The sequence below is a fragment of the Citrobacter sp. wls826 genome, from assembly GCF_005281245.1.
Classification (GTDB): Bacteria; Pseudomonadota; Gammaproteobacteria; order Enterobacterales; family Enterobacteriaceae; genus Citrobacter; species Citrobacter braakii.
Window position 1 is genome coordinate 22,457 of the sequence record NZ_SZWS01000002.1, and the last position, 2,531, is coordinate 24,987.

Annotated in this window: 4 protein-coding genes; all 4 read left to right on the forward strand. The window is 55.0% G+C overall.

Annotation, left to right across the window (positions count from 1 at the left end):
* Positions 1-371, forward strand: a 371-nt coding sequence (gene gspI, locus FDW87_RS00300; RefSeq protein ID WP_252362903.1) for a type II secretion system minor pseudopilin GspI, incomplete at its 5' end; no start/stop codon positions are given.
* On the forward strand, positions 355-927 hold the full coding sequence (locus tag FDW87_RS00305; protein ID WP_019078170.1) for a type II secretion system protein GspJ: 573 nt from the start codon (positions 355-357) through the stop codon (positions 925-927). The genes gspI and FDW87_RS00305, both read left to right, overlap by 17 nt.
* Positions 924-1,910: a type II secretion system minor pseudopilin GspK gene (gene gspK / locus FDW87_RS00310; RefSeq protein WP_016157616.1), complete on the forward strand. Its 987-nt coding sequence runs from the start codon at positions 924-926 to the stop codon at positions 1,908-1,910. Before FDW87_RS00305 ends, gspK begins: the two co-directional genes overlap by 4 nt.
* 10 nt (positions 1,911-1,920) lie before the next feature.
* On the forward strand, positions 1,921-2,531 hold a 611-nt coding region (gene gspL / locus FDW87_RS21255), incomplete at its 3' end, for a type II secretion system protein GspL (RefSeq protein WP_252362904.1).

A 2,531-nucleotide genomic window follows, 5' to 3' on the forward strand; every position in this document is an offset into this window, starting at 1 on the left:
CAGGAATGACGCTTCTGGAAGTGCTACTGGCGATATTCATTTTCGCCACCTGCTCTCTCGCGCTACTCAACAGCCTGCACGGTCAGGTTAGCGCCACCGCAAAAATGGAAGAACAGGTGCTTGCCGGTTGGGTAGCGGATAATGTGCTCAAAACCTATCAACTAACCGGGCAGATCCCCGCTAAAACAGCGACAGGCAGCAGCATTATGGGTAAACGCCGCTGGGACTGGTCGTTGACAGTCTCACCCGCCGATGCTTCCGGCCTCAGCACCTGGACAGCAGACGTCGCTCTTGAGGACAAACAGCAGATCCGCCTGCAGCGCTTTATCCCCTCGCCGCAAGGAGGACCGCAAAATGTCTCCCGGCCCTGAGAAACAGCGCGGCTTTACCCTGCTGGAAGTTTTACTGGCTATTGCTCTGTTCGCCATGCTCAGCCTGCTGACGGCGCAGATGCTGACGACGACAATTGACAGTAACGAGCAGACCAAAAAGCATCAGCAGCGTTTTTCCGCTATCGTGCGTACCGTCAATTTGCTGGATAAAGATATCCGACAGCGGGTGCCGGTAACCCAATTGCAGGGCGAAAAAGAGACGCTGATGCTGACGACAGCCAGCAGTAACAGTTATCCCGACGCCTGCTGTGCGCCCGATATCCAGCGAGTTCAGTGGTATCTGCAGGATCATACTTTATACCGCACGCTCTGGCGCTACCCGGAAGATACAACCCCGGCCATCACTCAACCGATGCTCAATGGTGTGAACGCCTTCACGTTGCGTTATTACAACAGTAAAGAGAAAGCGTGGATGGACACGGCGGCTACCCCATCTCCTGGCGCGATGGAAGTCACTCTTAAACTTGCTGATTCCGGCACGATAACTCGTCTGACGCTCTTGCCAGAGAACCGCCAGCCAGGAGAACAGCAATGACCCGGCAAAAGGGCGTGGCGCTGCTGGTAGTGCTGATGATCCTGGCAATTATGGCGGCGCTGGCCAGCGAAATGACCGTGCGCTACCAGATCAACCTCAAACGCACCAGCTACACCCGGATGCGGCTACAGCAAAACTGGCTGGCAGAGCTGGCTGAAAGCCAGGCCATGCGTATTCTTGAACAGGACCTGCGGGATAATGAGAAATACCTCACTCACGAGCAGCTCTGGGCGCAGCCGCAGCGTATTCAGCTCGCCAGCGGCGATGTTGTTAGCTGGCAGCTATCTGACGAGCAGGCCTGTTACAACATTAATGCGCTGATTAACGCCCCGACCGATCGAATGAAAGAGCCGCCCGCCAGCGTGAGCGTCTTTCTCGCGCTGCTGGACAACGTCGGCGTCACCAATGCCCAAGCTGAGGCGCTGGTTGATGCTATCGCCGACTACATCGATAACGACGATATCCCACGCGCCTCCGGTGCCGAAAATGAGTATTACCAGACAAGTAACGACCCCCACACCATTGGCGGACGACGTATCTGGTCAATCAGTGAGCTCAAACAAATCAAAGGGATGACGCTTTCTCTTTACCAGCAAATCTCCCCGCTACTCTGCGCGCTGCCTGATGATGAGCTAAAAATCAACATCAACACCCTGACGCGCCGGGATGCACCGTTGCTTGCGGCGATGCTCAATAATGCTGTCCCGCCACGCGAGATTGAGCGCTTTTTTGATACCCCGCGCAAAGGACGAAAAATCAGCATTGAGACGCTGTTAAAGACATTCGATAAGGATAATCCAGCTCATAAGCTGTCGCAGTCCACATTCAAAAGCATTGCGGTGGCGACCAGTCGTTACTTCCGCCTTGAAACGACTATCGAACAGGGCGATAGCGCCGGGAGCACCATCAGCCAGCTGGAATACGATCCCAAAAGAAAGGCTCTGTTTATTACAGCCCGCAAAAGCGTGGCGCGCGACCATTAAAGGGAACTAAATGACGCCAGACACATTACTGCTACGTCCGCTGCCGGGAAAACTGGAATGGTGCTGCCCCAACGAGGCACAGCCTCCGGTTATTGTTGAACAGGCGGCTTACCTCCAGCCGAACGCGCTGGCCGACCTGCCGGATGCCGGTAACGCCTGCCTGTTCCTGTCACCTGATTATTTCTGTTTTCGTCGCGTCGAATTACCAACGGAAAACTACAAAATCAGTGAACAAACGCTGGGCTGGCTGGTGGAGGACGCCGTTGTCGGTGATACAGATAGCCTGCACTGGACGGTTCTCGCCAGAGAAGAAAACACGCTCCATCTGGCCGGGATCGCCAGGACTACGCTGAACGATCTATTGACGACTTTCCGCACAGCTGGCGTGACGTTGACGTATATCGTTCCGGATGGTTTCTGGCTGCCGTATGTCACGGATAGCTGGAGTCTGCTAAAACAAGATGAGCGATGGTTAATCCGTTACGACGCGTGGAAAACAGGCGTGCTGAGTGAAGCACTGCTCACGCATTTACTCGCCAGCCATACAGAGCAAAAAATCATCAGCGCCAGCCCGCTTCCTGTGCCTCACGCTCATGTCGAATACCTTGACTGGCAGCCGCC

Coding starts and splice junctions, on each gene's coding strand:
- FDW87_RS00305 (WP_019078170.1), top strand. CDS start 355: ATGTCTCCCGGCCCTGAGAAACAGCGCGGCTTTACCCTGCTGGAAGTT.
- gspK (WP_016157616.1), top strand. CDS start 924: ATGACCCGGCAAAAGGGCGTGGCGCTGCTGGTAGTGCTGATGATCCTG.